This window comes from Salinifilum ghardaiensis (assembly GCF_054491345.1).
This window is the reverse complement of sequence record NZ_CM137101.1, coordinates 2,451,266-2,473,776: the sequence shown is the minus strand read 5'-3', so window position 1 is coordinate 2,473,776 and position 22,511 is coordinate 2,451,266. Positions and strand designations below refer to the sequence as shown.

The 22,511-nt window shown below is 74.2% G+C and carries 18 protein-coding genes; 5 read left to right on the top strand and 13 right to left on the bottom strand.

Going from position 1 to position 22,511, the window contains the following annotated elements; translation table 11 throughout:
* Nucleotides 1–102: 102 nt before the first annotated feature.
* Together ACVGV0_RS11280 and ACVGV0_RS11275 are read right to left on the bottom strand one after the other, a co-directional pair.
* Nucleotides 103–1,092 carry an LLM class flavin-dependent oxidoreductase gene (locus tag ACVGV0_RS11280; protein WP_459159811.1) on the bottom strand — a complete coding sequence of 330 codons (990 nt, stop codon included), beginning with the start codon at nt 1,090–1,092 and terminating at the stop codon, nt 103–105.
* 339 nt (nt 1,093–1,431) lie between these two features.
* Nucleotides 1,432–2,664: an MFS transporter gene (locus tag ACVGV0_RS11275; RefSeq protein ID WP_459159989.1), complete on the bottom strand. Its 1,233-nt coding sequence runs from the start codon at nt 2,662–2,664 to the stop codon at nt 1,432–1,434.
* A 75-nt stretch (nt 2,665–2,739) separates the two neighbouring features.
* Between ACVGV0_RS11275 and ACVGV0_RS11270 the strand changes: the two genes are divergently transcribed.
* Nucleotides 2,740–3,711, top strand: coding sequence for a LysR family transcriptional regulator (locus ACVGV0_RS11270; RefSeq protein ID WP_459159810.1), 972 nt, complete (start codon nt 2,740–2,742; stop codon nt 3,709–3,711).
* Nucleotides 3,712–3,821: 110 nt separating this feature from the next.
* On the opposite strand, the gene ACVGV0_RS11265 is transcribed toward ACVGV0_RS11270, so the two are convergent.
* Nucleotides 3,822–5,462, bottom strand: coding sequence for a thiamine pyrophosphate-binding protein (locus ACVGV0_RS11265; RefSeq protein WP_459159809.1), 1,641 nt, complete (start codon nt 5,460–5,462; stop codon nt 3,822–3,824).
* Nucleotides 5,463–5,580: 118 nt separating this feature from the next.
* Here ACVGV0_RS11265 and ACVGV0_RS11260 point away from each other — a divergent pair, with 118 nt between their 5' ends.
* Nucleotides 5,581–6,777 carry a PucR family transcriptional regulator gene (locus ACVGV0_RS11260; RefSeq protein ID WP_459159808.1) on the top strand — a complete coding sequence of 399 codons (1,197 nt, stop codon included), beginning with the start codon at nt 5,581–5,583 and terminating at the stop codon, nt 6,775–6,777.
* A gap of 77 nt (nt 6,778–6,854) precedes the next feature.
* On the opposite strand, the gene ACVGV0_RS11255 is transcribed toward ACVGV0_RS11260, so the two are convergent.
* The 4 genes from ACVGV0_RS11255 to ACVGV0_RS11240 all read right to left on the bottom strand — a co-directional run bounded on the left by ACVGV0_RS11255 (nt 6,855) and on the right by ACVGV0_RS11240 (nt 9,547).
* The gene (locus tag ACVGV0_RS11255) at nt 6,855–7,649 is read right to left on the bottom strand and encodes an aldo/keto reductase (protein ID WP_459159807.1); all 795 of its coding nucleotides are present in this window, start codon (nt 7,647–7,649) and stop codon (nt 6,855–6,857) included.
* 178 nt (nt 7,650–7,827) lie between these two features.
* A complete protein-coding gene (locus ACVGV0_RS11250) occupies nt 7,828–8,475 on the bottom strand; it encodes an MBL fold metallo-hydrolase (protein ID WP_459159806.1) in 648 nt (215 codons plus the stop codon).
* Between the two features lie 30 nt (nt 8,476–8,505).
* On the bottom strand, nt 8,506–8,901 hold the full coding sequence (locus tag ACVGV0_RS11245; RefSeq protein ID WP_459159805.1) for a VOC family protein: 396 nt from the start codon (nt 8,899–8,901) through the stop codon (nt 8,506–8,508).
* 55 nt (nt 8,902–8,956) lie between these two features.
* Nucleotides 8,957–9,547, bottom strand: coding sequence for an NADPH-dependent FMN reductase (locus ACVGV0_RS11240; protein ID WP_459159804.1), 591 nt, complete (start codon nt 9,545–9,547; stop codon nt 8,957–8,959).
* Nucleotides 9,548–9,668: 121 nt separating this feature from the next.
* Between ACVGV0_RS11240 and ACVGV0_RS11235 the strand changes: the two genes are divergently transcribed.
* Nucleotides 9,669–12,956 (top strand): BTAD domain-containing putative transcriptional regulator, encoded by a 3,288-nt coding sequence (locus ACVGV0_RS11235; RefSeq protein WP_459159803.1) that lies wholly within the window; start codon nt 9,669–9,671, stop codon nt 12,954–12,956.
* Nucleotides 12,957–13,128: 172 nt separating this feature from the next.
* On the opposite strand, the gene ACVGV0_RS11230 is transcribed toward ACVGV0_RS11235, so the two are convergent.
* Together ACVGV0_RS11230 and ACVGV0_RS11225 are read right to left on the bottom strand one after the other, a co-directional pair.
* On the bottom strand, nt 13,129–14,667 hold the full coding sequence (locus ACVGV0_RS11230; RefSeq protein ID WP_459159802.1) for a class I adenylate-forming enzyme family protein: 1,539 nt from the start codon (nt 14,665–14,667) through the stop codon (nt 13,129–13,131).
* Nucleotides 14,664–15,656: a phosphotriesterase family protein gene (locus ACVGV0_RS11225; protein WP_459159801.1), complete on the bottom strand. Its 993-nt coding sequence runs from the start codon at nt 15,654–15,656 to the stop codon at nt 14,664–14,666. Before ACVGV0_RS11225 ends, ACVGV0_RS11230 begins: the two co-directional genes overlap by 4 nt.
* A 268-nt stretch (nt 15,657–15,924) precedes the next feature.
* On the opposite strand from ACVGV0_RS11225, the gene ACVGV0_RS11220 reads away from it, so the two are divergent.
* Entirely contained in the window at nt 15,925–16,443 is a 519-nt protein-coding gene (locus ACVGV0_RS11220) for a DUF309 domain-containing protein (RefSeq protein WP_459159800.1), read from the top strand.
* Between the two features lie 168 nt (nt 16,444–16,611).
* On the top strand, nt 16,612–17,307 hold the full coding sequence (locus ACVGV0_RS11215) for a hypothetical protein (RefSeq protein ID WP_459159799.1): 696 nt from the start codon (nt 16,612–16,614) through the stop codon (nt 17,305–17,307).
* Between the two features lie 75 nt (nt 17,308–17,382).
* On the opposite strand, the gene ACVGV0_RS11210 is transcribed toward ACVGV0_RS11215, so the two are convergent.
* The 4 genes from ACVGV0_RS11210 to ACVGV0_RS11195 form a co-directional block, all read right to left on the bottom strand.
* Nucleotides 17,383–18,162: a 3-oxoacyl-ACP reductase gene (locus ACVGV0_RS11210; RefSeq protein WP_459159798.1), complete on the bottom strand. Its 780-nt coding sequence runs from the start codon at nt 18,160–18,162 to the stop codon at nt 17,383–17,385.
* 93 nt (nt 18,163–18,255) lie between these two features.
* On the bottom strand, nt 18,256–19,254 hold the full coding sequence (locus ACVGV0_RS11205; RefSeq protein ID WP_459159797.1) for an LLM class flavin-dependent oxidoreductase: 999 nt from the start codon (nt 19,252–19,254) through the stop codon (nt 18,256–18,258).
* A gap of 65 nt (nt 19,255–19,319) precedes the next feature.
* The gene (locus ACVGV0_RS11200) at nt 19,320–20,816 is read right to left on the bottom strand and encodes a purine-cytosine permease family protein (RefSeq protein ID WP_459159796.1); all 1,497 of its coding nucleotides are present in this window, start codon (nt 20,814–20,816) and stop codon (nt 19,320–19,322) included.
* Between the two features lie 39 nt (nt 20,817–20,855).
* On the bottom strand, nt 20,856–22,463 hold the full coding sequence (locus tag ACVGV0_RS11195) for a thiamine pyrophosphate-binding protein (protein ID WP_459159795.1): 1,608 nt from the start codon (nt 22,461–22,463) through the stop codon (nt 20,856–20,858).
* Nucleotides 22,464–22,511 lie beyond the last annotated feature (48 nt).

Below are 22,511 nucleotides of genomic sequence, written 5' to 3'. Positions count from 1 at the left end.
GGGCGGGGCCGCAGCCCCGGAGCCGTGCTCGTCCGCGGAGCACTGCGCCGAGCGCCGGAGCGACTGCCGCGCAGCCGCAGCCGCTTCACGGCCCGCGGGAGCTCAGCTCGGTTGCAGGCCCCACTCCTCGGCCAGCAGCTCGGCCGAACGCAGCCGCTTGTCCAACGTGGGCGGCTGGTGGGCGACGATGAGCTCGTCCGCGTCGGCGTGCTTGGTGAACCAGTCGAGGTACTCCGCGACATCGCCGGCCGTCCCGACCGCGGAGTACTTGACCATCTGGGTCACCGGCCTGCCCTGCGGGGAGTCCAGGATCTGGTCGGCTTCCGCGTCGGTCAACCTGCGGCCTCCGCCCGCCAGCATCTTCAACCGGGCGCGCTTGACGATCTGGAAGTCCGCGCGCGCCTGTTCCAGGGTGTCGGAGGCGAGCACGTTGACACCGGCGATCACGTGCGGTTCGGCCAGCTGCTGCGAGGGCTGGAACTCGGACCGGTAGGCAGCGACGGCCTCCTCGAGCGCGTCCGGCGAGAAGTGCGAGGCGACCGAGTACGGCAGCCCCAGCGAAGCGGCCAGCTTGGCGCCGAACAGCGAGGAGCCGAGCACGTAGAGGGGGATGTTGGTGTTCTTGCCCGGCGTCGCGTTCACCCCGGAGACCAGGGTCTGCTCGCCGAGGTAGCCCTGCAGCTCCTGCACGTCGCGCGGGAAGCCCTCCGCCGAGCTCGCATCGCGGCGCAGCGCCCGGAGGGTGTTCTGGTCGGTGCCCGGCGCGCGCCCCAGTCCCAGGTCGATCCGGTTCGGGTGCAGGGTTTCCAGCGTTCCGAACTGCTCGGCGATGGTCAGCGGCGCGTGGTTGGGCAGCATGACGCCGCCGGAACCGAGGCGGATCGTGCCGGTGTGCGCCGCGACGTGCGCGATGAGCACGCTCGTCGCCGACGAAGCGATCGACGGCATGTTGTGGTGCTCGGCGTACCACACCCGCCGGTAGCCGAGCTCCTCGGCTCGCTGGGCCAGCGCAACGCTGTTGCGCAAGCCTTCACCGACGGTCTCCCCCTTGCCGACCGTCGCCAGGTCGAGGATGGACAGCGGGACGGACATAGACGCAGGCCTTTCGTCGGGATCGTCGAACCACTCCGTTGCAGAGTCCCCCTCGCGAAACCCGCGCAGCAGCCGCAATATTTCTCGACGAGGAGGGAGTGACGCTCCTCACCGGCGCGCTCGCCCTGCTGCCCGGTTCGCCGCGCTCCCCCGGGGTCGGAGCAGGAGCGGCACGAGCCGGAGCGATCCGGCCGTCCGCGCGTCCGCGGCCGCGCCGGGCCGCAGTTCCACCGCGGGCGGCAGTTCCACTGTGGAAGGATCCCGGGAGGCACCACCGCCGGCCGCAGGGCGACCGCCGCACCGCGGCACCGGCGAGCCGGCGCCGCGGTGCGCTGCCCGTCAGACCGCGAGCGCCGCGCGCCGCCGGTGGCGCGTGAGCACCACCGCGGCGCCGGCGAGCGGCACGAGCACCGCGGCCACGCCCGTGACCCACGTCGTCGCCACCGCCAGCGAGGTGCCGAGCGTGATCAGACCGATGGCCACGGCGGGGACCCCGGAACCGAGGTAGAAGGCGAGGTAGAGCGCACCGGTGATCGCGCCGCGCTGCTCCTGCGGGGACACCTCGTCGACGACGGCCGCCGCGCCGCCGAAGGCCAGTCCGTGCCCGGCGCCGGCGACGACCGCGGCGCACAGCGTCAGCGCCGTCGACTCCGCCGCTGTCAGGGCCAGGACGAGGAGACCGGCCAGCAGGGCGGCGAGCCCGAGGAGCTGCGCGCGCCGCACGCCGAGCCGGGGCACGAGCGGCTGGGTGAGCACCGAGCAGATCAGCACCGCGCCGAGGACTCCGCCGGTGACGGCCAGGTTGGTCTGGTCGGAGCGGCCGAGCAGCGTCGGGATGACCGACAGGAACAGCCCGGCCACCGCCCAGGCCAGGAACCCGGTCAGCGCGGCGGTCGTGAACAGCAGGCGCATGCCGGCCGGGACGTGCGGGCGGGTCGGTTTCCACCGCCGCTTCCGCCGCACCGCGGGCAGCGCCGAGACGCGCAGCCAGGCGGTCCACAGCAGCGCCAGGTGCAGCAGGAACGGCAGCAGGTGCGGCGCGGGGGCGTACTCGGCCAGCACCCCGGCGGCGATCGGGCCGGCGGCCGTGCCGGCCACGAACGCGGTGCTCGTCAGCACACCTGCGCTGCTCCCCCGGCTGCTGCTCCGGTCACCCGCACCGGTGCTGATCAGCGCGCTCGCCGCCCCGGTGACCGCTCCCAGCGCGAGCCCCTGCGCGGCGCGCGCGGCGAGCAGCCACGCGGATCCGGAGGCGAACGCGAAGCCCGCCGAGCCGGCAGCGGCGAGCAGGAGGCTGATCCGCAGCACCGAGCGCGGCCCCACCGCGTCCGAGGCGGAGCCGAACAGCAGCAGCGCCGGTGCGCTGACCAGGGCGAACGTGGCGTAGATGAGCGTCATCACGAGATCGCTGCTGCCGAAGGCCTCCTGGTAGCCCGGGTACAGCGGGCTCGGCAGGTAGGCCCCGGCGGTGAGCACGACGAGCACGTACAGCCCGGTGCGCACCTCCTCGCCTCCGGTGGCGCGCGCTTTCGGGAGGGTTCCGCGGTCATCAGCAAGCCCCAGCTTCGTCATCACGCGTCCAGCTTGCCGCGGAACACCGCTGAAGAGAATCAGACGTTTCTCCGATGGACCGTGCAAAATGATTGCATGGTTGATGCGAAGCTCAAGGTGCTGCAGATGCTCGCCCGCCACGGCACGGTCACCGCCGCCGCGGCGGCGCTGCACTACACGCCCTCGGCGGTCTCGTACCAGCTGCGCCAGCTGGCCGAGGAGCTCGGCGTCGAGCTGCTGGTCCAGTCCGGACGGGGCGTCCAGCTGACCGCTGCCGCCCGCGCCGTGCTGCGGCACGCGGAAGCGCTGCAGGCCCAGGCCGAACGCGCCTACGCCGAGCTCGCCTCGGCCACCGAGGAACCCGCCGGGTCGTTCACCCTCTGCGGGTTCTCCACCGCGGCCACGCACCTGCTGCCGCCCGCGGCCGCGCATCTGCGGGAGCGCTTCCCCCAGGTGCACCTGCGCGTGATCGAGGCCGAACCGGCGCACTGCTTCGACCTGCTGCTGTCCGACGACGCCGACCTCGCCCTGGTGATCAACACCGCCGGCACGCCGTCGACGAGCGACGAGCGCTTCGACCAGGAACCGCTGCTCGACGACCCCCTGGACCTGGTCGTGCCCGGCGGGCACCGGCTGGCGGAGCTGTCCCGCGTCACGCTCGCCGACGCCGCGGACGAGCCGTGGATCGTCGGGAACATCGGCAGCACGTACCACCAGCTGGTGCTGACCGCGTGCATGTCCGCGGGGTTCACGCCGAACATCGCCCACTACGCCGACGAGTGGGACACCGGAACGGCCCTGGTGGCGCACGGTTTCGGCATCATCCTCGTCCCGCGGCTCGCACGGCTGCACGACCGGCCCGTGGTGCGGATCCCGCTGCACGGCGAACCCGCCCCGGCGCGCCGCATCATCGCCGCGACGCGGCGCGGCCGCAGCGAGCACCCGCTGGTCACGTCCGCGGTGTCCACGATCAGCGAGACCGCGCCGAAGCTGCTGCCCTCGCCGCAGTGGACGGAGGGCGGCGCTCGTCCGGTCGAGGACGGGCAGCATCCTGCTGCGCACGGGTGAAGCGGGGCGCCCGGCACCGCTTCTGCGCGCTCGGGCCGAGCGTCCTGGCCGTGGCCGGCTCCTGAGCGTGGTCATCCCGCGGCGCCGCCGGGTGCGGTCCCCGGTCCCGTTCACCCCGCCAGCGTCTTCTCGACGACCTCCCGCATGTGCGGTGCCACGACGGTGCGGGTGATCAGCACGTCGACGACGAGGGTGCCGCGCGCACCGGAGCGCACCCAGTCCTCGACGGCGTCGAGGTCGCGCAACGTCGCGGCGGTCACGCCGGTCGCGCCGAAACCGCGGGCGAGCGCCGCGAAGTCGGTCCGGTCGATGTTCATGACCCGCTCGTCGAGCCCGCGCGAGCCGTACTGGTGGATCTCGGCGCCGTAGCAGGCGTCGTTGACGACGAGCACGACCGCGCTGCGCGCCGCGCGCACGAGCGAGTGCAGGTCGGGCAGTCCCATGAGGCCGCCGCCGTCGCCGGTGACCACGACCGTCGTCGCCTCCGGCCGGGCGCGGGCGGCACCGGGGGCCGACGGGAACCCCAGCCCGATCGACTGGTAGTGGGTGCCGACCATGGCCAGCTCGTCCGGTGCGGCCACGTCCAGGTAGGTGCTGGGCCACTCGAGGAAGTGCCCGCCATCCGTGACGACCTGGCGCTCGCGCGGCAGGACCTCGTCGAGCCGCGCCATGGCGCTGCGGGGGTCGAGCCGCCCGTCCTGGGCGCACTCCTCGCCCCGGTCGCGGCTGCGGTGCAGCTGCGAGCTGCGGGCGTGCTGCGCCAGGCCGTCCCAGCGCTCCTCCGGGGGCGGCCCCGCGCCGAGTTCCTCCAGCAGCGCGGTGGTGACCTCCTCGGCGTCGCCGGCCAGGTGCCGGTGCGCCTGCGGGCACGCCGGTTCGAGGTCGACCTGGACGACCGTCGCCCCGCGGGCGAACTGGGCGCCGAACGCGGTGGTGAACTGGTTCAGCCCGGCGCCGACGGCGAGGACCACATCGGCCTGGTGGATGAGCTTGGAGCTCTCCTCCGAGGCGAACCCGCCGCACACGCCCAGGTCCCACTCCCGTCCGGTGAAGGTCCCCCGAGCGGGTGCGGTGCTGGCGGTCAGCGCGCCGAGGCGGTCGGCGAGTTCGCCGAGCCGCCCCGCGGCGCAGCGCGCTCCCCGGCCGGCCAGGACGAGCGGGCGCCGCGCGGCGGCGAGCGCGGAGCCCACCTCGGCCACGGCGGCGCGGTCCACCTCCGGGGTCGGCGCGGACAGCGGCATCCCGGCCCGCGGTTCCTCCTCGGCGGCTTCGCTCGTGGCGATGTCGTACGGGACCAGGAGCACCACCGGCACCCTCCGGGCGGCGGCGATCTCGAAGGCGCGGCGCGCGGCAGCGCGCGGGCCGGTCGCATCCACCGCCACCGCGGGCGCACCGACGGCCGCGGCCAGTCCCCGCTGGTCGACGTCGGCGGGGCGGGGCCCCGTGGTGGGGGCGTCGCCGACCACGTACACCAGGGGCGTGCGGGCCATGCGAGCTTCGGCGAGCGCGGTCAGCGCGTTGGTGAAGCCCGGGCCGTAGGTGGTGGTGGCCACGGCGGTGCGTCGGCTGATGCGGTGGTGGGCGTCGGCGGAGGCGACCGTCGCGGCCTCGTGGCGCACCGCGGTGATCGTGGTGCGGCCGTGCCGCGCCAGCGCGTCGGTGACGTGGGCGTTCCCGTTGCCCATCAGGGCGAAGACCTCGGTGGTGTGCTCGGCGACGACCTCGGCGACCGCCGCGGAAACGGTGGTCATCAGCCCTCCTCCCGTGTGCTGAGGCGGATCTCGCCCCGGGGTGCCCCGGAGCCGATCTCATCCTCGCGCCGCGCACGCGCAGTTGTCCCCGAACACGGGGCGGAACTAGGTTGTACACATGTCGAAACCGGGGGTCGGGGAGAACCTGAGCCGCGTGCAGTCCTTGGTCGACGAGCTGTCCCAGCAGCTGGGACGCTCCGTGGTCGTGGACAACGCGGCGCTGGAGTTCCTCTGCGCGAGCGCTCAGATCGGCGCGATCGACCACAAGCGCGTGGCCGCGATCATCGACCGGGCACCACCGCCCGACCCGGTGCCGTGGATCCTCAGCCACGGCATCGAGACCGCCCGCCAGCCGGTGCGCCTGCCGGACAACGAGGAGCACGGGATGCTCGCGCGGGTGTGCTTCCCGATCCGCCAGGAGGGCGCCCTCGCCGGCTACCTCTGGCTGTTCGACGAGCCGCCGGTCACCGCCGAGGAGGGGGAGGCGACGTCCCGCACCGTGCGGCTGCTGGCGCCGCTCATCGGCACCGAGGACGCCGCGCTGCGCGACCGCGCCGACGAGGTGCGGCGACTCGCCGGCGCGGCGCTGGTCCGGGCCACGTCCGAGTCCGCGGTGGAGGAGGCGCGGGCGCGCGCGCTCCTGCCCGAGGACGGCGAGCTCGTCGTGCACGTCGCGGAACTGCACCCGCAGCCCGCGGCGACGTGCTTCACCACGGACCCCCAGCTCGAACTCGCGCGCTCCCCGATCGGCCGGCCGCACCTCGCCCGCTGCGACGCGCACCGGCTCACCGCGATCGCCCGGCACACCTGCCCGCGCGAGGCCGAGGCGCTGGAGAACCACCTCCGGCAGCGCCTCCGGAACGCGGGCTACCGCGTCCAGGTCATCGGCCGGGCCGCGGCCGCCGCACCGCTCGCGGTGGAGAGCACCGCGGCCCGCGCCGGGTTCGCGGCCGCCGTCGCCGAACTGCTCGGCCGGGAGCGCGCGCTCGACTGGTCCGAGCTCGGATCGTGGCGCCTGCTGCACGGCTGGCCGCTGGAACCGGCCACCGTCCGCGAGCTCAGCGAGGACGCCGCCCGGTTGCTGGACCGGGGCACGCGGGAGCAGCAGCGGACCGCGCTGGCCTACCTCGACCACGGGCGCAGCGCCGTGCCGACGTGCCGGGCGCTGGCGGTCCACCGGTCCACGCTGTACTACCGGCTCGAGCGCATCCGCGATCTCCTCGGGGGCGGGGTGCTGGAGGACGGCTGGCGCGCCGCGTCCCTGCACGTGGCGCTCAAGCTGCACGACGCGCTGCAGGTCCGCGGGCGCGAGTAGCGGGCGCCGCTCGGGCGCCCGCTCCGCGGACCGGTGCCGGAAGCGCCTTCCCCGGTGGCTCCCGGCACCGGGCGCGTTCAGCCGATGCGGTCGAAGGTGTCCGGGTTGGGGCCGACGCGGCCGCTCTCACCCCGGTCCAGCGCGTCGATCTCGGACATCTCCTCGGCGGAGAGCTCGAAGTCGAACAGGGCGGTGTTGGAGGCCATGCGCTCGCGGTGCACCGACTTCGGGAAGATCACGTCACCGCGCTGGACGTGCCAGCGCAGCACGACCTGCGAGGGCTCCTTGCCGCGCGCGGTGGCGATCCGACCGATGACCTCGTCGTCGAGCAGCGTGCCCTGCCCCAGCGGACTCCACGCCTCCACCGCGGCGCCGTGGCGGGCCGTGGCGGCGCGGGCCGCCTCGTTGCGGAAGTGGGGGTGGACCTCGATCTGGTTGACCACGGGCGCGATCCCGGTCTCGCCGACGATCCGGTCCAGGTGCTCGGGCTGGAAGTTGGACACCCCGGCGCTGCGCAGGCGCCCGTCCCCGACCAGGTCCGCCATCGCCCGCCACGTCGAGACGTAGTCGCCGTCGTAGCGCGTGGGCAGCGGCCAGTGCACCAGGAACAGGTCGAGGTGGTCGACTCCGAGCGCGTCGAGCGTCTCGTCGAACGAGCTGCGCACATCGGACGGGTCGTGCTTGTCGTTGTTGAGCTTGCTGGTGATGTAGAGCTCGTCGCGGGGGATGCCGGATTTCGCGATCGCTTCTCCGACTCCCCGCTCGTTGCCGTACATCTGAGCGGTGTCGATGTGGCGGTAGCCCAGTTCGAGCGCGTGGCCGACGGCTTCCGCCGTCTCCTCCGGCGGCACCTTGTACGTGCCGAATCCCAACTGCGGAATGGTCGTGCTGTCGCGTAGCGCAATCCTCGGAATCACGGGCCCCACGGTATCGCCGCCCGCAGCGGTGCGGCTCCACCGGAGCACCGCCGCGGGCCTCGACCGGTGGTGCGCGGACCTGCGGTGGCCGGTCCGGCCACCGCAGGTCCGCGCCGACGCTGCGCGCGGCAACTCACCGCCGGCTGCGCTCGGGGCGCAGCGACCGCAGCGCTTGCTCGACGCAGTCGGCCCAGGCCCGCTCGCCCAGCTCGGTCACCCCGGTCTCCCCGACGAAACCGCTGGAGATCACGAGGTCCGGGCGCAGCGCCGCGAGCTCGGCAAGGCTCCGCTCCAGCGCCTCGCGGTCGCTCATGCCGGGGATGTGGCCCGCGAACCACCCTCCCTCGGCGTCGCGCACGATCGTGTCACCGGTGAGCAGGTAGGTCTCCCCCGCGGGCGAGTGCACGAGGAAGCAGGTGCTGCCCGGGGTGTGCCCCGGAGTGGGGATCACGTCGATCCCGTCCCGGGTGCGCGGCCCGTCGAACGCGTCGTCGACCGGGCAGGTCTCCCGCACGGCGGCCGCCTCGGCCGCGCTGGCGTGCAGGGACGCGCCGAACCGGTCCCTGATCGTGCGCAGCGAGGGCGCGATCTCGTCCTGGTGGCTCAGGTACTGGTGGTTCACCCCGCCGAGCTCGGCCACGCGGTCGAGCTCGGTGCCCAGGGTCGTGTTGTAGAACAGCACGTTCCCGCCCGGGGCGAGCCACAGGTAGGCGTGCGTGCTCAGTCCGGGAGCCGGGTACTCGGCCTCCGTCTCCCACAGGTCGTTCCGGATCTGCCGCATCGTCGTCTCCTCCTCTCCGCTGTTCGGGGGTCACCGCTGCGTCCGCCCGCTGCCGTAGGGGCGGGTGAGGATCTCCATGCTGTGCCCGTCGGGGTCCCTGAAGTACGCCCCGCGCCCGCCGTCGCCGTGGTTGATCCGCCCGGGCTGCTCGTGCGCGGGGTCGGCGTAGAAGGTCACGCCCGCCCGCTGGACGCGGTCGAGGACGACGTCGAACTCGGCCTCGGAGACGAGGAAGGCGTAGTGCTGCGGGCTGATCCGCTCCTGGCCGGCGTCGAGGTAGTCCAACGTGACCCGGTTGTGCGTTTCCACGGGCAGGAAGGGGCCGTAGGGCTCACCGACCTGCAGCCCGAGCAGGTCGGCGAGGAAAGCGGCCGAAGCCGCCTTGTCGCTGGCGGTGACGATGGTGTGGTTGAGCTCGACGGTCATGGTTGTTCCTTCGTGCGGTGTGCTGGTCATCTCGCGTTGTCGGGACGTGCCCCGCTCACGCGGCACCGGAAGTGCGGAGGGCGCGACGCGCCTCCGCGCCGAGCTCGGTGAGGATCTCCGCCAACTGCGCCCGCTGCCCCGGGTCCCGGAGCTCCTCGCCAGGACCGAACGCCTCGTCGACACGGGCGAGGCACAGGTGCCGCTCGACCACCTGCGCGCCGCAGGAGGCCACCGCCTTGCGCAATGCGGCCTGCGCCCACGCGGCGCCGTAGTCGGAGGGGCTCGCGCCGACCACGGCGATCGGCTTGCCGAGCAGCACGCCCTCCCCCTCGGGTCGGGATGCCCAGTCGACCGCGTTCTTCAACTGCCCGGGAACGGTGGTGTTGTACTCCGGGGTCGCGATCAGCAGCGCGTCCGCGGAGTCGATCGCGGCGCGCATGCGGCGCACCGCCTCCGCGGGGTGCTCCTCGTCGTCCTCGTTGAACGGCGGGACCTCCCCGAGCCCCCGCCACCGCGACAACCGCACGCCCGGCTCCGCCAGTGCGGCCGCGGCCCGCAGCACGGCCGTGCTGTAGGAGCCGGACCGCAGGCTCCCGGAGATCCCCAGGACCCGGACCGCGCCGTCACCGGCCGTCTCAGTGCTCATCGCTGCCTCCTCGCCGTGCTGTCGACTGCGCCCCTGAGCGTGCGCGCCGGCACTTGCGGAGCACTGCTCGTCGACTGACGTCGGCGGTCGGTGCGGCCGGTCCACGCCGTAACCTGGGCCCATGCGGTTCGGTGTGCTGGGGCCACTGGCGGTGTGGACCGAGGAGGGCGCGGCCGTGACCGTGCCCGGCCGCAAGGTCCGCGCCCTGCTCGCCTGCCTGCTGGTGCGCCCCGGCCGCGGTGTCCCCGCCGAGCGGCTGGTCGACGACCTGTGGGGAGCCGCGGCACCCCGGGACCCGGCCGCGGCCCTGCAGGCCAAGGTCTCGCAGCTGCGCAGGGCGCTGGGCAGCGCCGAAGCCGGGGCGCGCGGGCTGGTGGTCTCCACCGACGCCGGCTACCGCCTGGACGCCGCGCCGGAAGCCGTGGACGCCGGGCGGTTCACCGCGCTGCTCACCTCCGCGCGCGCCCTGCCCGACCCCGCGCAGCGGGCCGCGGCGCTGGGCGAGGCGCTGGCCCTGTGGCGCGGCCCCGCCTTCGCCGAGTTCACCGAGGACGCCTTCGCCCGCGCCGCGATCGAGGAGCTGACCGAGCAGTGGCTGGCCGCGGTGGAGGACCGCGTCGACGCGCGCCTGGCGCTCGGTGAGCACCACGCGCTCGTGCCCGAACTGGGCCGGTTGCTCGACGAACACCCGCTGCGGGAGCGGCTGCACGCCGCGCACATGCGGGCGCTGTACCGGTGCGGCCGCCAGGCCGAAGCGCTGGAGACCTACAGCCGGCTGCGCACCCGGCTCGCCGAGGAGCTGGGACTGGACCCCGGCCCGGAGCTCACCGAGCTGCAGCAGGCCGTCCTCGCCCACGACCCGGGCCTGCAGGGCGAGCAGCGCAGCGGAGCGGACAGCGGTGCGGCGGTGCGCACCAACCTGCCGGCACCGTTCGGCCCGCTGGTCGGCCGGGAGTCGGCCGCCGCCGAGCTGTCGCGCGAGCTGGACTCCGCGCGCCTGGTGACCCTGACGGGGCCGGGCGGCGTGGGCAAGACGCGCCTCGCGCTGGAGGTGGCGGCACGGCGCGCGGCGGAACGACCGGACGCGCTGCCCGACGGCGTCTGGGTCGTCGACCTCGCCGCGTTCGACCCGACGGCGCACACCGACGCGGTCGGCGCGCTGGCCGATCTGGTCGGTTCCACCCTCGGGGTGCGCGACGACGTGGCCGCGGCCGCTCCCCCGCCGGGTGAGCCCTGCCCCGCCGCAGAGCGGCTGGCGCAGGCGCTCGCGCCGCGGCACGTGCTGCTCGTGCTCGACAACTGCGAGCACGCCGTCGAACCGGTCGCGCGGATCACCGCGGCGCTGCTGGCCGCGGCGCCGCGGTTGCAGGTCCTGGCCACCAGCCGCGAACCCGTGGGCCTCGCCGGTGAGCGGCTGCAGCCGGTGCCGCCGCTGGTGCTTCCGGAGCCCGAGGCGGACGAGGCCGAGGTGGACGCCGCGGGACGCTCCGCGGCCGTCGAGCTGTTCGTGGCGCGCGCGGCCGCGGCGGTGCCCGGTTTCCGGCTCACCCCGGACAACGCGCGCGCGATCACGTCGATCTGCCGGCAGCTCGACGGGCTGCCCCTGGCCGTGGAACTCGCCGTCACCCGCGTGCGCGCGCTCGGCGTGCACGACCTCGCCGTCCGGTTGTGCGACCGCTTCCAGCTGCTCACCGCCGGTCACCGCGATGCTCCCGCGCGGCAGCGGACGCTGCGGGCGATGATCGACTGGAGCTGGGAACTGCTCGACGAGGGCGAACGCGCGGTGCTGCGACGGCTCTCCGCGCACGGCGGCGACTGCGCGCTCGATTCCGCCGAGGCGGTCTGCGCCGGCGAGGACGTGCCTTCCGGCCAGGTGGCGGGGGTGCTCGCCCGCCTGGTCGACCGGTCGCTCGTGGCCGTGTCGGACACCGCAGGGGGACGCCGCTACCGCCTGCTCGAAACCATCGCCGCCTACGCCCGCGAGCGCCTGGACGAAGCCGGCGAAGCCGAGCGGGTGCAGCTGCGGCACGCGCGCTACTACGCCGATCTCACCGAGCGGGCCGACCACTCGCTGCGCGGTCCCGAACAGCGGCACTGGTTGCAGCGCCTCGACACCGAAGCGGCCAACCTCCGCACGGCGCTGGCCACCACGGTCCACCACTGCGAGCCGGCGCTGGCGCTGCGCCTGGCCACCGCCGCGGCGTGGTACTGGTTCCTGCGCGGGACCTACCGGCAGGCGCACCGGTCGCTCGACCTGGCGGTGAGCATGCCCGGCGAGGCCCCCGCCACCGCCCGGGCCGATGCCACGGCCTGGCGGGCGGTGTTCGGCGCGCTCATCGGAACCGATCCGGCGCCGCTGCGGGAGAGCCGCTCCGCCCTCGCGCTGCACAACGGTCTCGACGAGCCCGCCGCGCTGGCCCGCGCGCAGTGGCTGCTCGGGTTCGTCGGCGGGTTGCGCGAGCAGGAGGCCGCCGAGGAGCTCGTCGACCAAGCGTTGCGGGGGTTCCGGGAGCTCGACGACCGGTGGGGCGTCGCCGCCGCGCTGTACACCCAGGCCGACCAGGCGGTGCTGCACGGCGATCTCGACGAAGCCCGCCGGCTCGGGCAGCAGGCCGCTGCGATGTTCGCCGAGCTCGACGACCGCTGGGGGCAGGCGCAAACGGCGAAGGTGCTCGGCATGCTCGCCGAGATCGCCGGCGAGTACGAACGGTCCGCCCGGTTGCACCAGGAGGCGCTGCGCAACGCCGAGGAGCTGGGCCTGTGGCCGACCGCGTCCGAGCAGCTCTCCCGCCTCGGCCGGCTCGCCCTGCTGGCGGGTGATCACCGCGCTGCCGACGCCTACCACCACCGGGCCCTGCGACTGGCCCACGAGCACTCGCACGAGGGAGGCGCCAACTTCGCCCGCGGCGGGCTCGGCCTCTCCGCCCGGCGCCAGGGCCTGCTCGACGACGCGGAGGACTACCTCCGCCCGGCGCTGTCCTGGGAGCGGCACATCGGCTACCAGGTCGGCCAGGCCTGGGTGCTCGCCCAGCTCGGGTTCACCGCCGAGCAGCGCGGCGAGGTCGACACCGCGCGCGGTCTGCACCTCGACGGGCTCGCGGCGGCGCGCGCCACCGGTGACCCGCGCGCGGTGGCGCTGGCGCTGGAAGGCCTGGCCGGCGTTCGAACGCTGGCCGGTGACCACGAGCACGCGGCGGCCCTGCTCGCCGCCGCGGCCGCTCGCCGCGACGCCGTGCACGCGCCGCTCCCGCCCGCCGAGCGCGGCGACGTCGACCGCATCGCGCAGTCCGTCCGGGAACACCTCGACGAGGCGGCGCAGGAGGCCGCCCGGCACCGCGGCGAGACCGCCGAGCTCGGCGCGCTGCTCGGGCCGCTCACCGGCGAGGAAGAGCGCTCGGGCACGGCGTAGCCGCCGGGCCCGTCGGTCCCCGCCGGATCGCCGCCACGGCGATTCGGCTGCCGCTCACGTCGAACGGGGCGCAGTTGGTCAGCACCCCCAGCGCCGCGGACAGGTAGACGTCCAGCGGGACACTCCGGCTCGCCGGCCAACCCGCGCGGTCCCTTGCCGGAACCCTCCGCCGCTAGCGTCCGCGCACCGGGGAGCCCCACTCGGTCTGCTCGCGCAGGTTGCCCTTGAGGAGTTTCCCGCCGGGGTTGCGCGGCAGGGGCTCGCTGCGCACGTCGACGTACTGCGGGACCTTGAAGTCGGCCAGCCGGGTGGACAGGTGCTCCAGCACCGCGTCCACGGAGAACTCGGAGCCGGGCACGGGCACGAGGACCGCCCCGACCTTCTCGCCGAGCACGTCGTCCGGCACGCCGACGACCGCGGCGTCGGCCACCCCCGGAGCGCCGGCGAGGGCGTTCTCCACTTCGACCGAGTACACGTTCTCCCCGCCCCGGTTGATCATGTCCTTGGCGCGGTCGACGACGTGGAGCAGCCCCTGCTCGTCGATGCGCGCGAGATCCCCGCTGCGCAGCCAACCGCCGACGAACGTCGCCGCAGTGGCCTCCGGTTTGTTCCAGTAGCCGGCGGCCACGTTGGGACCGCGGAGGAGCAGCTCCCCCACCCCTTCCGGGTCGGGTTCGTCGACGGCGAGGTCCACCACGGGCGCGGCGAAGCCGACCGAATCGGCGTGCTCGGCGGCCCACTCGTGCGGCAGGTAGGTCGCGATCGACGCCGTCTCGGTCAGGCCGAACCCGTTGCCGACGCGCGCGTTCGGGAACCCGGCCTTGATCCGCTCGACCAGCGACGGCGCGATCGGGGCGCCGCCGTAGGAGAGGTGCGTGACGCCGCTGACGTCGAAATCGCCGAAGTCGGGCTGCGACAGCACCAGCGCGTAGATCGCGGGAACGCTGGTGAGCACGTTGATGCGCTCCTCGACGACGGTGCCCAGGAACTCCTGCACGTCGAAAGCGGGCAGCACGACCGTGGTCCCGCCGATGGCCAGCTGCACGAGCAGCTGGCTGTTGCAGCCGGTGACGTGGAACAGCGGCACGGACACGAGGTTGCGCAGGTCCGGTCCGTCGGCCCGGTCGACGCCGATCACCCGGATCGCTGTTTCCACATTGGACAGGAAGTTCTCGTGGGTGGTCATCGCCCCCTTCGGCGATCCCGTCGTGCCGCTGGTGTAGAAGATCGCGGCGAGGTCGTCCGGGGCGAGGTCGTCCGCCGCGCACGGCTCCCCGTCGGGCAGGGGCTCCTCCGGGGTGAGCACGGCGCTCGCGCCGGAGTCGGACAGCACGTAGTCGACCTCGGGCCGGGCGAACCGGATGTTGACCGGGACGGCCACGGCTCCGGCGAGCTGCGCGCCGAGGAAGCCGAGAACCCAGTCCACCCCGGCGGGCAGCAGGTTGGCGACGCGGTCGCCGCGCCGGACCCCGGCCGCGCGCAGCCCGCCGGCCACGCGCGCCGAGCGGTCCCACAGCTCGCGGTAGGTCAACCGGGGTCCGCCGACCTCGACCACCGCTTCCTGGTCCGGGAGGTGCTCGACGGTGCGGCGCAGCATCTCCACCAGCGACGGCGCGAGGTTCGCGTAGTGGGCGAGGCCGCGCTCGTCGCGGACGATCCCGGAGGTGTCGAAGGGCGCGGCACCGCGCGCACGGGGTTCGGTGCTCGTCACCGGGATCCCTCCTCACCCGCGAAGTAGCGGCGCGGGTTGTCCACCAGCATCGTGCGGATCTGCTCCTCGGTGACGCCGCGCTCGCGCAGCGCGGGCAGCACGTCGTTGCTGATGTGCAGGTAGTGCCAGTTCGGGGCGGCCTGGGCCAGCGCCTGCTGGGCCGCCTCACCGCTGAAGAAGTCCATGTAGCAGGCGGCGTCGTGGGACAGCACGATGCGGTCGGCGTATCCCTGCTCGCACAGCGACGCGATGGTGGCCACGCGTTCCGGGGTGGGGTTGAACAGGTCGAGGCCGAAGCGGTCGCAGCCGATCGACGCGCCCCGGTCCATGATCCACTTGAGGTAGTCCTGGTCGTTGGTGTCACCGGCGTGGCCGATGACGACCTTGGTGAGGTCCACCCCGCGGGAGGCGTAGAAGTCCAGCGCGAGCCGGCCCGTCTGGTGCGCCGCGTTGGTGTGCACCGTGATCGGCACGCCGGTCTCCTGGTGGGTTTCGCAGATGGCCTGCTGCACGCGTTCCTGGTCCCCGGTGAGACCGCGTTCCTCCACGACGCACTTCAGCAGCGCCGCCTGCACACCGGTCTGACCGATGCCCTCGCGGATGTCGCGGACGAACATCTCCGTCATCGGCTCGGGACCGCCGAGCATCGTCCCCGGACCGCGGTAGTGGAAGAAGTGCGGGATCTCGTCGAAGGTGTACAGACCGGTCGCGGCCACGATGTTGATGTCGGCCTCGGCGTTGACCCGCTGCACCCGCGGGAGGTAGCGGCCGAGCCCGACGACCGTGGGGTCGACGATCGTGTCCACGCCGGCCTGCTTCAGCTCGCGCAGCTTGGTGATCGCGTCGGCGACGCGCTCCTCCTCGTCCCACCACTCGTCGCCGTAGTTCTGCATGACGTCCGGCGTGAGCACGAAGACGTGCTCGTGCATCAGCGTCACGCCCAGCTCGTCCACGTCCACCGGGCCGCGCACCGTCTCCACGGAACCCATAGTCCTCCTTCGCCGCACCACCCACCGACTGGCCGGTATGTGACGGCGATTACACGAGATGCGGCCGGGTTCGTCAAGCGGGCGCGCGCCGCCGGGGTGCGGTGTTCGCCAGCTGGGCCGCCGCTCAAGACCTGCAGGAGGAGGCGGAGCAGGTCAGCGACCGCAGCTGGCGCCGGCGGCACTTCGCCGGTGCCGCGCGTCGCGGGCACCGTGGGAAGGTGGGGGTGGAGCCGGGGAGTTCCGGCTCCACCCGATGGTGGAGACGACGATGAGCACACGTGACCGCAACGTCCGGGGCCGGGCGGAGAACGCGCGACCGCGGGACGGGCTCGGTCGCCCCCTGCCGCGCGGCAGCGCCGGAGTCGAGCGGGTCAACGAGGACGTGGTGATGACGCCCGCGGAGAGCCTGCGCGAGGGGCAGCGCCTGCTCACCGCACAACGCCCCTTCCACGCGCACGAAGTCCTCGAAGCGGCGTGGAAGAACGCGCCCGATCCGGAGCGCGGGCTGTGGAAGGCCCTCGCCCAGCTCGCGGTCGGCCTCACGCACGTCCGCCGCGGCAACGCCAAGGGCGCCGCGTCCCTGCTGCGCCGCTGCAGCGACGGCATGGCTCCGCACACCGCCGATCCTCCGCACGGCATCCGGGCAGCTGAGCTCAGCGACCACGCCGCGGAACTCGCGACGCGGATCGAGCGGGCGGGCCTGGACGCGGTCGACGAGGCCGAGCTCGATCCGCAGCTGTCCGAAGGTTCGCGGCCGCCTGCCGAGCAGCGCACCGCCGACGGCTGACACCACGGGCCGCGCGGGCCCGCACCGCCGGTGCGGGCCCGTCCGCTGCGGTCCTTTCCGCGGAGTTCGCGCTCCTCCTTCGCCGCGCCACCCACCGACTGCCCGATATGAGGCGGCTGTTGCAAAAATGCTGCGGCCTGCGTCGAGCGAACGCGGTACGGTCCTGCTATGTCCCGATCACCCCGGGCGGGACCCTCCCGGTCCCCCGTCACCGCGGACGACCTCGACCTCGCAGTGCAGCTCGCCGTGACGGCCCTCCGCGAAGCGCCCCCGGTGGCGTGGGACGGCAAGGCCGGTTCGCTGGAGTGGGACTGCTGGGAAACCGTCGAGCACCTCAGCGACGACCTCTTCGCCTACGCCGCGCAACTGGGCCCCAAGGCCCCTCCGCAGGAGGACCGAGTGCCCTTCGTGTGGGAGAGCCGGCGACCGGGCGGGCCGGCGAACGCCATTCACGCGAACCGCGAGGCGGGGCCCGCCGGCCTGCTGCAGGTGCTGGAGGCGAGCGGTGCGCTGCTCGTCGCCGTGGTGCGCACGGCACCTCCGCGCACCCGCGCCCACCACGTCTTCGGCGCCTCCGATCCCGAGGGCTTCGCCGCGATGGGGATCGTGGAAACGCTGGTGCACATGCACGACCTCGCACGGGGGCTCGGGCTCGCCTGGAACCCGCCCGCCGGCCTGTGCGCACGAGCGCTCACCCGGTTGTTCCCGGACGCACCGGAGTCCACGGATCCCTGGCCCACCCTGCTGTGGGCCACCGGACGAGCCGAGCTGCCCGGGCGCCCCCGCCTGAAGGCGTGGCGCTGGGACGGTAGGCCCCGTGACCAGGACCGGATTCCTCCGGCGCAGTCCGGCGAGCACCGTTGACGACGAGGACCGGGCGCCACCGGTCCACCGGCGGTCCGGGGCCCGCCCGCGGCAGCCCCCCGGTGCGGCCGCAGGTCAGTCCTTGACCAGTCCCCCGTCGACGACGAGGTTCTGCCCCGTCACCGCGCGCGCCCACGGGGAGGCGAAGAACAGCGCCGCGTCGGCGAACTCCTCCGGCGTCACCACCCGGCGCAGCGGTGTGCTCCGCGCGATCCCGTCGAAGACCTCCTCCGGCGTGTCCGCGCTGGCGTCGGTGGTGCGCAGCAACCCCCCGGAGATCATGTTCGCGGTGATCCCGTCCGGGCCGAGGTCGGCGGCCAGCGTGCGCGTCAGCGACAGCAGCGCGGCCTTGGCGGCCGTGTAGTCGTGGTACGGCACCACCGGGTCCTGGAAGAGGTTGGTGCCGATGTTGATGATCCGCCCACCTCCCCGCTCGCGCATGCCCGGCAGCGCGGCCTGCGTCGTGTGCAGCGCGGCGCGGACGCTGCCGTCGAACTGCGCGGAGAACTCGCCCCAGCCGATCTCGTCGGCCTTCGAGCGGGCCTCCCCGTTGAAGGAGAAGTCGGCCAGCGCGTTGTTGACCACCGTCGTCGCGGGGCGGCCGAAGCGCGCCCGGATCGCGTCGAACAGGGCGTGGACCTGCTGCTCGTCGGTGACGTCGGCGCGCGCGGCCATCGCGCGGCCCTCGCCGATCTCGTCGACCAGCGCGTGCGCCTGCTCGTGGCTGTGCCGGTAGTTGACCACGACGCGGGCGCCCTGGCCCGCGAACGCGCGCACGAGGGACCGGCCGAGCCCTCGCCCGCCGCCGGTGACCAGGACGAGTTGGCCGTCGATTCCCGCACCGAGCTCGCTCATGGCCGCCACCGTATCGGGTGGACCCGCGCGGCACGCGGGCCGCCGCGCGGACGCGGACGCACAGGAACCTCCGGCCGACCCGGTCGCCACCGCTCAGCGTTGCTCGGGGATCAACCGCGCCAACCGGCGGTACGAGTCGAGCAGGGCGTCCTCGTCATGACCACCGCTGGTGGTGACCAGCACCTCGTCCGCACCGGTGCCGTCCACGAGGGACTGCAGCGCGCGGGCGACCTCCTCCTCGGTGCCGTGCACGTGGCCGCGCATCGCCCGGTCGAACTGCTCGCGCTCCCACCGGCCCATCTCCCGGGCGAGGACGTCGTCAGCCGGCAACAGGGGCGGGAAGACGCCGTGCACGCGCGAATACGCGGTCGCCCACGCCTCCGGGACCAGCAACCGGCGGGCCTCCTCGGTGCTCGCGGCGACCGCCACGGAGCGCGACAGCACCACGTAGGGCTGCGCGGACCACGGTGACGGGCGGAAGCGCTGCCGGTAGTGCTCGATGGCGCGTCGCAGCGCGTCGTCACCGCGCACGGCGGCGATCACCAGCGGCAGCCCGGCCCGCGCCGCGTGCTCGGCACCCGCCCCGGTCGCCAGCACGAACACCGGCATCCGAAGCCCTTCGGCCGGGACGGCCCGCACCTGCGCGTCCGCTCCGCCGGCGAAGTAACCGAGCAGTTCCTCCAGCTGCGTCCCGAAGCGCTCCGCGTCCTGCCGGCCGCTTCCCAGAGCACTGCGCACCGCCGCGGTGAAACCGAGCGAGCGCCCCAGGCCCACGTCGATCCGGTCCGGGTGCAGCGAGGCGAGCACGCCGAACTGCTCGGCGACCACGAGCGGCTGGTGGTTCGGCAGCATCACCCCGCCCGTGCCCACCCGGATCCGCGAGGTCGCCGAGGCGGCCGCCGCGGCCAGCACCGTCGGAGCTGAACCGGCCACACCCGGAACTCCGTGGTGCTCGGCCACCCAGAACCGGTGATAGCCCAACGCTTCGGCTTCCGCGGCGAATCGGACGGTGCGGTGCAACGATTCCGAGGGGGGCCGCCCGTGCCGCACGAGCGAGCGGTCCAGGACCGAAAAGCGCAGCGGTGTCGTCACACCGGTGGCAACGCCAGCGGGAACGGTTGGATTCCGCGCGTGGGGCGCCCGTCGAGCGCACCGGCTCAGCCGCGCACGGGCGCCTCGGAACCGGCCCGCACCGGTCGAACGGCGGCGACCGGCCGGTCGGCAGCGCGCACCAACCGCGGGCCGGCCGGGCCGAACACCGCGCGCGGCTCGGGGAACAGCTGCAGCATCGCCAGGTACAGCAGTGCGGCCGCGACGAGCGTGGCGGGCAGGCTGACGTCCACACCGCCCGCGACGCCCGCCAGCGGGCCGACGATCAGCGGTGTGTTCGCCATCAGCAGCCCGACGGCGGTCGCGGGGATCCAGGCGGCCATCGCGCGCCAGTTCACGCCGCGCGCGTACCAGTAGACGCCGCCCCGCTGCCCCCGGTTGAACACCTGCAGGTCGTCGGGCAGGTAGTGGCCGCGCCGCACCCAGTACCCGATCATCATGATCACCATCCACGGCGAGGTGCACAGCAGGATCAGGGTGACGAACGCGTTGATGCTGGCGACCACGTTGAACACGAACGCCCCGAGGAAGATGAACACCACGGCGAAGGTGCCCACCAGCGCGGTGGCCCGCACCCGGGACAGCGCGGGGAACATCGAGCTGAAGTCCAGGCCGGTGCCGTACAGCGCGGTGGTGCCGGTGGAGAGCCCGCCGATCAGCGCGACCACGATCAGCGGCAGCGCGTACCACGGCGGGGAGATCGCGGTCAGGCCGGCGATGTAGTCGTCCGGGTCGGCGACCAGCGTGGCGGTGGCGATGCCGAACCCGAACGGGAGCAGGGTGGCCAGTTGCGCCCCGAACGGAGCCGCGAGCACCGCCGGTTTCGGCGCGCTGTCCGGGATGTAGCGGGACCAGTCGCCGAGGAAAGCGCCGAACGAGACGGGGTTGGCCGCGGCGGTCAGCACGGCGAGCACCCAGGTCGGCCAGAACTCCCCGAGCGCGTAGCCGGCGTGCCCGGCGAACGTCGGGTCGAATTCCCCGGCGTAGGCGGCGAATCCGAGCAGCATGACCGCGCTGCACGCGATGACGGCGACCCGGTTGACCGCGAGCATCAGCCGGTAGCCGTAGAGGCACACCACCAGGGTGGCCACGGCGATGACGCCGTAGGAGACCCCGCGCAGCACGTCGCCACCGTCCACTCCGAACAGTCGGTGGACCGCACCGGTGAGCGCGTCACCGGAGACCCACACCGAGATGGAGAAGAAGGCGACGGCGGTGAGCAGGGACAGGAAGGACCCGATGATCCTGCCGACCACGCCGAAGTGCGCACCCGAGGACACCGCGTTGTTGGTGTGGTTCTTCGGCCCGAACAGCGCCATGGGCGCCAGGACCGCCCCGCCGAGCACCACCCCGACGACGGTCGCGGTCAGCGCGGGGAGGAACCCGAGGCCGTAGGCGATGGGCAGCGACCCCAGGACGACGGTGGCGAAGGTGTTGGCCCCGCCGAAGGACAACCGGAACAGGTGCCACGGCGTCGAGGTCCGCTCCGCCGCGGGGATCGGTTCGACGCCGTGCACTTCGATGTCGGTGGCGCGCTCGCCCATGTCCTCTCCTGCTCAGCTCGGCTCGGTGCGGCTCGCTCGTCACGCACGGTGCGTCGGCGCGAAGAGCTCCAGCCGCCGGCGCAGCAGCACCACGCTCGGGCCGGGTTCGGCCAGTGCCGCCGCCAGGTCCTCGCGCAGCGACCGCACCGCGGTCTCCCGCGCGGAGACCCCGAACGACTCCGCCAGCGCGACGAACTCGGGACGGGCCAGCTCGGTCGCGGTGCTCTCGCCGAACGCGCCCCGCATGTACTCGCGCAGGATGCCGTAGCCGCCGTCGTCGACGATCAGCCAGGTCACCGGCAACTGGTGCTGCACCGCGCTGGCGAGCTCGGCGATGCCGTACAGCGCGCCGCCGTCACCGGAGACGGCCAGCGCGGGGGTGCCGGTCGCCGCGCACCCGAGCGCGGCGGGGAACCCGTAGCCGAGGCCGCCCGCGCCCTGCGCGGAGTGCATCCGCCCGGGCCAGGCCGACCACGCCCAGTACCCGAGGACGGTCATGTCCCAGCAGCTGGGCGCGCCCTCCGGCAGCGCCGCCCGCACGTCCTCCAGCACCCGGCGCTCCACGTCGAGCTGCTGACCGTCCAACCGGGAGCGGATCCCGTCGAGCAGGGCCGCGACGGCGGTTTCCGCCACCCCGTCGGCGGGCCGGGCGCGCACCGCGGCGGCCAGTTCCCCGAGCGCCTCGGCGGCATCGGCGTGCAGCCCCAGCGCGGGGTGGTTGGCGCCCAGCTTCTCCGCGTCCGCCTCCACCTGGACGACCGTCCCCTGCGGGCGGAAGGTGTGGTAGTTGCTGGACAGCTCCCCGAGCCCGGAGCCGACGACCAGCAGCACATCGGCCGCGGCGAGGAACTCGGTGCTGTGCCGGTCCTCCAACCAGGACTGCCCGGAGAGGGGGTGCTCCCAGTCGAACGCGCCCTTGCCGCCGAAGGTGCACAGCACGGGTGCGCGCAACTTCTCCGCGAGCGCGCGCAGCTGCTCGTGCGCTCCCGCGCGCACCACGCCCCCGCCGGCCAGGACGACCGGGTTCGCGGCGCGGTCCAGCAGCCGCGCGGCCTCGGCGAGCGCTTCGGGTTGCGGGGCGAGCTGCGCCCGCTGCACCGGGAGCTCGTGCACCGGCGGCAGCACCGCCGGCCCGCGCAGCACGTCCTCCGGGACCTCCACCCACACCGGGCCCGCGGGCGCGCTGGCAGCGGTCCGCCAGGCCTCGCGCAGCACCGTCGGCAGCTGCGCGGCGTCGCGCACCACGTGCGTGGACTTCGCGATCCCCGCCGCGCTGGCCTGCTGGTCGGGCAGCTCGTGCAGGTAGCCGTGCCGCCCGCCGCCCAACCCGGCGCGCGGGACCTGGCTGGAGATGACCAGCACCGGAACCGAGGAGGACCGCGCCTCCTGCAGCGAGGCGAGCGTGAGCAGCGCGCCCGGCCCGGTGGACACCAGCAGCGGCGCCACCTGCCCCGTTTCGCGGGCGAAGCCGTCGGCGGCGAACGCCGCGTTGTTCTCCACGCGCGAGGCGACCAGCCGCGGATCACCGCTGCGGCGGAGCGCGTCGAACAGGCCGAGCGCGTGCTGCCCGGGGATCCCGAACACGGTGCGCGCCCCGAGGGCGCGCAGGGACTCGACGATCAGGTCGCCTCCGGTGCGCTCAGCCACGCTCGTCCTCCGCACCACGCGGGGCGGTCACCGCGGCCCCGCCGGTGC